The following is a 6,098-nucleotide window of genomic DNA, read 5'->3' as shown; positions in this document are numbered from 1 at the left end:
GAATCGTCCACGGTATCAATGTGTGTGCTACCGGTATCCAATTGAATATCGTTGGTATCATTACCGTGAAATATTCACTATCCGCTTTTAGTTGCTAATTGGTTACACATTAACACATTCTAATACCTTAATCAAGAGAATAGTTTAGTTATTTTCTAATTATCTCGATAATCATAAAATAAAAGCACAAAAATATCCAGTCTTAACAACTGGACATTTTTATATACACATTATAAATATTACTTATTTTTGAGTATTTTGTATAGTAATCGATACAAAGTCATTGCTTCTTCTTCTGTGATTGGCAGACATTGCTTGATTTTCTCCGGAATCTCACTGGCCGACTCTTTTAGTTTTGCTCCTTCCGGAGTCAGCTTAATGATAACATTGCGCTCATCATTCGAATCTCGATTTCGCTCAATCAAACCAGCTGATTCCAATCGTTTAAGTAACGGTGTTAATGTCCCTGAATCAAGATATAAATATTCTCCCAAGGTTTTAACATTGATCGTTTTGTGTTCCCACAAGACCATCATGGCAATGTATTGGGTATAGGTCAAGCCTATTTCTTCTAAATAGGGTTTATAGCGTTTCACCACCTCTTTAGCGGTGGCGTATAGTGGAAAGCACAATTGGTTTTCCAGTTTAAGTTGTTCATTATCCAAGTCAATCACTCCTTTGAAAAGTTAGTTAGTTCATTATACCTCACAATTTCATTGCAGGCAATTTTTCTAGTGAAAGACTATTCTCCTAGCAATTTCTTAATGTCATTTTCAATTTTTTCAGGAGTGTCAGTTGGGGCAAATCGTTTAACCACATCTCCCTTTTTATTAATTAAAAACTTAGTGAAATTCCATTTAATATTTGAACCCAGCATCCCACCTTTTTCCTTCTTTAGGTAGGTAAAAAGTGGATCAGCGTTTTCTCCATTAACGTCTATTTTGTGAAAAATTTTAAATGTTACGCCAAAACGTGTTTCGCAAAAACTTTTTATTTCACCATCGGTACCTGGAGCCTGGTTTGCAAATTGATTACAAGGAAAATCAAGAATTTCAAAACCTTGTTCCTTATATTTATCATAAAGATCCTGGAGGCCCTCATATTGCGGAGTAAGACCGCATCCCGTGGCTGTATTCACGATCAACAAAACTTTACCTTTATAATCTTTCATTGATACATCCACACCAGTGGTGTCTTTTACTGTAAAATCATATATCATATCATTTCTCCTTTGCGTTATTTAATTGTACGCTATTATTATACCGCGCAATTTAAAACCGTCAAGAGTTTTCGAAGTTTCTTAAATATTATTAATTTTCTACTACTTTAAGTGATTTCACTGCCAAAAATAAGGAAATACCAAGAAAAGCGCTTAATACCATCACACTAATAAGCCAATCTCGATTGTTTCCAAGAAGCCCACTGCGAAGTCCATTAAGTAACCACTGATAGGGATTCACTAAAACGATCGTTTTGACCCAAGCTGGCGTAGCATCCAACGAATAGAAAGCGTCACTACCTAGCAACAAGGGCATCGTAATTAGATTAGAGACAATACTAGTTTGCGCATCAGTTTTACATAGCCCGGAGACAAAGAAACTTAGAAAAATATACCCAATTGCACCTAACATGCAGATTATCCCCATCTTTATCACATTGAGAATTCTTAGGTCAAGATGAAAGAAGGCGGTACCAACAAACAAAACCAGCATCGCGCAGATCATTAAAACCAGCGTCCAGGCTCCTGAAACACTGATGACATAACGGGATAAGGGCATAGGTGTTACTTTCAATAATTGATAAACACCTCGTCTTCTTTGGCTAAGCAGTGAAAACACCGTAGTAGTAAAAGAGTAAAATAAAATACCCATCGCCATCATACCGGTTGTGATTCTAATAGAATAGTCGATGTTACCGACGAGTGAACCTAATATAAGCATTCCACCAATTGGCAAAAGAATAGACCAAAACAGTAAAAACGGTTCACGTGCTGCAGATTTGAGCGAAAGGTTGAAGATTGTATTCATTTTTTTCTCCTTAATTCTTTTCAGTAAGTTTTAAATAAAGCATTTCCAAATTATTAACCTGGTGTTTTTTGATCAACTCTTCTGGCTTTCCCTGATCCATTATTTTTCCATGGTTCATAAAAATCAGACGATCCGCTAATTTTTCCACTTCCTCCATATCATGAGAAGAAAAAAGCACAGATTGGTTATTCTTTGCCAAGCCATGAATCATTTCCTTTATTTCGTACCGTGAGCGGGGATCCAACCCGGCAGTCGGTTCATCCAAAACGATCAATTCAGGGTGATGAACTGTAGTAACACCGATGGCCAGCCTTTTCTGTTGACCGATGGAGAGCTTAACTGCCGGGGTTTTTCCAGTATCCTCTAAATGACAGTCAACCAGTTTATTTTTCATTTCCTCATCACTCAGATTAGTGTGATACAAAGCTCCGAATAGTCTGAGGTTTTCCTCTGCAGAGTATCCCTCAAAAAAAGGGGTGCTTTGAAGTTGGGTGCCAATATACGCTTTATAATCATCTCGCCAATAAGATATTGAACCTGCATCAGGTGGTAATATACCCAGCAACATGGCGATTGTAGTTGATTTCCCCACCCCATTGGGGCCAACCAGAGCTAAAATTTCACCTTGCTTGATTTCGAAATCAATTCCCTGAATAACCTTTTTGCTTTTAAAACTTTTAAACAATTTTTTTCCTTCAATCAAATTCATCATTCTCTCCTTACTTAACTTTGTATACTCTCTATTGAGTATGCGGCTATTTTTTTCTCCCTCTACATGAGGGAGAAATTTTTACTTGTTTATTTCCTGGGCTTCCAGTAATTTTATGGCATTTTCAACAAAAGATCTTTGTTGGTTGACAATCGCATACATATTGTCAAAGATCAGTTTCGTCATTGGGGGTATATTCTGATGCATGGCGATATTTTTGAGACGGTACCCACTCTCAAGTGCATCATATTCTTTTTTCAACGCGACTAATTGATTATTAAGTGCTGCCAAAGCTTTTTCGCGGGGTATTTTTTCAATGAACGACAAACCGGAGTAGATGGTTGATGGATAACTAACGGATGAGTTCTCCAAAGTGTTTTCCACCAATTGGGCTAAATGTTCTCTTCCCGTTACGGTTATTTTGTAAATCGCCTTTTGCCGATGTCCAGTTTGTTCAATGCTTTCAACAGCGACCAGCCCTTCCTTTTCCATTTTCTTTAAAGCGTGATAAATGGAGCCAATAAGCACACCACCCCAACGTTCTGCATCAGATATTCGCAGCATCTGCTGAATATCATAGCCAGACATCGGTTGTACATCAAGTAGTCCCAAAACAAGCACGCGTGTCAATTCGTACACCTCCTATACTCTATGTTGAGTATTTTACATTGATTGTATTGTCTTGTCAAGTCCTGATTAATTATTCTCTAAATTATTAGTAACACTACGGATATTGTGCAGACTGTTTTTAATTTCCGCTTTAGAACAGACATGGACGCTGCGTGGAAGGTAATTAAAAAACTCTCTAAAAATAGTCACTATTCCTATTTCATTGATGATGAGTTTCAGAATACTCTTGTTCCTCTCATTAATCAGAATAAATTCGACCTGTTCATCATTGACCAGATAACGGATGCTTAGATTTCCAGCACCAGAAATCAGGCCATTTCTCAGCACAAAATAATCAGAAAAGTTGGCACCGCCTTTTTCCTGAAATTTGAATTGATTAACGCTGTCATCTTTATTACCTTGCTTGAGCGTTTTGTCAAGGAGATGTTCTAGCTGATCAAAAGCGATGTATTTCTCTGTAGTATTATTTTTTTTAATTTTCTCAAAGGAAGGCAACAGGCAATCTGTCCACTCCAACAATTCTTTTTTAGCAAACGATGTACATTTACTGAGAATGAATCGAGCTTTTCTTCGGTAATAATCAATTATTTCCAGGTCTTCATAAATGATGGCACTTTCGAAATCCCGATCAATGGTAATCACCTGTTTAGACGTGATAAAATAATTAGGAACAATAATGCTGATATCATCATAAATTTTAGTTCCGGAATAAAAATAATAAGGCTCATAATCAATGTTTTCAAGGCTTTTTAATATAAGAACCCTTTTTAAAATATCAAGATTATTACCAAGATTCTTTTTATTAACTAAAGGAATGATATTTTGTACTTGTCCGCCTTTATTTTGCCTACTTGCGCGTATGATCAATTCATAGAGAAAATAATGTTTAAAATTTATCGACATAATCACATTGCCATCTGTTCGTCTTTCCATTTCTTCCATAAAACAGCTGCGGATGATTCCTTCAATTTTTAGCTGTCCCTTGATAATCCGAGCTTTTTCAGAAGTTAGTTGGTTCTTTACCAGAAACTCCTCCGATTCTATCCAGCTTTTTTCCTGAATAATCTGATTATTGATTTCACTGTATAGAGAAAAAATATCATGACTGTTTATCATATTTTCATGATCATCATATTCTTTCTCATAGAGTGCGTATAACTGCTTTTTTTTATCCTTGTTTAAGTTTAGAGCGATCATTATCTTTCGAAGGTCTTCTAAATTTAGTTTTCGCCTTCCGGATAAAAAATGCTGAAATGTTGAGCGATCTACACCAATCTCTTTAGCAAGTGAAAAATTAGTCACATTCTTTTCTTTAATCAGATCTCGTAACAAAGTACCGATTTCCTGGCTCATATTATCCCTCTCTAACATTTCAGAGTTTTTTCGCGATCTATCAAAGTATCAAAGGACTAAATCATTTATTGTTATTCTTATAGCAAATCTTGTCCTTGTACCATTTTTAATGAGTTGCTACTATTTTAACCTAGCGATTTAAAATAATCAATATCAGCAATCAATAATCATGTTTATTTCATTACTTCAATGACTGTATCTTTTTTTTGCAAAAAAAGCGCGCATCAGCCAAGGGGGCGGCGCGCGCAGTTGTGATTTAATCTTATTAACAGCATATTGCTTTATTCATTTTATCTTGACAGAACATCAACTTAGTTAAATATAATCTATCGATTTTTGTCTTTCCAGTTGTCTTTGTGCGGTTTTTATTACATCTTCAATATTGTCGATCTCATCATACTTAGTATAAAATCCAAAGGAAACCGATAATTTTATGGATTGAACTTTAACCTCATCCATATTCTTTTTAAATCGTTCTAACGCTCGTTCAACCTTAGCACCTTCAGTTCGTGGCATCAATACAACAAATTCATCACCTTCGTAACGGGCAACAACATCATCTCCCCGAACACCGTATTTAAGCACCTGAACCGCTTTTCTCATTAGAATATCGCCTACTGCGTGACCATACTCATTATTGACTTTGGACATCCCATTAATGTTCATAAAAATGATTGATAGTGGGTAATACTGATTATTATCCATTCGCTCAAGTTCTTTTTCATAGAATCTACGATTGTATACGCCAGTTAGTTGGTCATAAAAAGAAAGTGATTCCATATCCTGATCCAGACTATTTTTTTCATTTAGCATATCTTTTATGAAATTCTTGTTTTCTGTCACATCCTGAATAAAACAAACAATACCGATAATCTCACCATTGCTCTTTTTGATTGGAGCCCAATGATTTTTCCCCATAACTACACTTTCATTTTCACCCACGTATTCTTCAAGAGATGAAAATTGTTCACCTGCCAGAACCCGATCAAAAAAAGCCTTTAAATTCTCACGTTCTTCAGAGTTATCGATGATGTCTAAAATTCTTGTGCCAATGGTGATGTCAGCCCCCCATTGTTCCTTCGCCATTGCTTTATGTCGATTATTGAAACTCAAGTATCGGTATTCCCGATCCAGTCCAAACACCAGAAAATCATGAGTGGTTTCGAGAATGGTCTTCAGCAGACTATTTGCCAGCTCCAACTTTTCAGTCAAAGCTAGCACAGCCTCTTCAAATGATTGTTCTTCAAGCTTTTTTCGATTATCTTCATTCATTGTATCAATATTAACTACGCTCATATTTTTACTCACTAAGCCTCAACCTCCAAAATTATTTTAATCTTAGATTCAATCAATTTGTATCCCGACTAAGCAGGGTACAC

At 36.0% G+C, this 6,098-nt stretch carries 7 protein-coding genes; all 7 read right to left on the bottom strand.

Annotated elements, in window-relative coordinates:
• Positions 1-239 precede the first annotated feature (239 nt).
• Entirely contained in the window at positions 240-665 is a 426-nt protein-coding gene (locus tag U2P91_RS16320; protein WP_111886995.1) for a MarR family winged helix-turn-helix transcriptional regulator, read from the bottom strand.
• A gap of 77 nt (positions 666-742) precedes the next feature.
• Positions 743-1,219: a glutathione peroxidase gene (locus tag U2P91_RS16315; protein ID WP_111886996.1), complete on the bottom strand. Its 477-nt coding sequence runs from the start codon at positions 1,217-1,219 to the stop codon at positions 743-745.
• Positions 1,220-1,310: 91 nt separating this feature from the next.
• Positions 1,311-2,027 (bottom strand): ABC transporter permease, encoded by a 717-nt coding sequence (locus U2P91_RS16310; RefSeq protein ID WP_111886997.1) that lies wholly within the window; start codon positions 2,025-2,027, stop codon positions 1,311-1,313.
• 10 nt (positions 2,028-2,037) lie between these two features.
• The gene (locus U2P91_RS16305; protein WP_111886998.1) at positions 2,038-2,736 is read right to left on the bottom strand and encodes an ABC transporter ATP-binding protein; all 699 of its coding nucleotides are present in this window, start codon (positions 2,734-2,736) and stop codon (positions 2,038-2,040) included.
• A gap of 81 nt (positions 2,737-2,817) precedes the next feature.
• Entirely contained in the window at positions 2,818-3,357 is a 540-nt protein-coding gene (locus tag U2P91_RS16300; protein ID WP_371414203.1) for a PadR family transcriptional regulator, read from the bottom strand.
• A gap of 75 nt (positions 3,358-3,432) precedes the next feature.
• Positions 3,433-4,719 (bottom strand): helix-turn-helix domain-containing protein, encoded by a 1,287-nt coding sequence (locus tag U2P91_RS16295; RefSeq protein WP_162624397.1) that lies wholly within the window; start codon positions 4,717-4,719, stop codon positions 3,433-3,435.
• A 315-nt stretch (positions 4,720-5,034) separates the two neighbouring features.
• Positions 5,035-6,027 carry a sensor domain-containing diguanylate cyclase gene (locus U2P91_RS16290; RefSeq protein ID WP_111887001.1) on the bottom strand — a complete coding sequence of 331 codons (993 nt, stop codon included), beginning with the start codon at positions 6,025-6,027 and terminating at the stop codon, positions 5,035-5,037.
• Positions 6,028-6,098: the final 71 nt, after the last annotated feature.

It is taken from the genome of Acetobacterium sp. K1/6 (assembly GCF_034438075.1).
Classification (GTDB): domain Bacteria; phylum Bacillota; class Clostridia; order Eubacteriales; family Eubacteriaceae; genus Acetobacterium; species Acetobacterium carbinolicum.
Note: the sequence above shows the minus strand (reverse complement) of the source record. Positions and strands in the feature narration are given on the sequence as shown.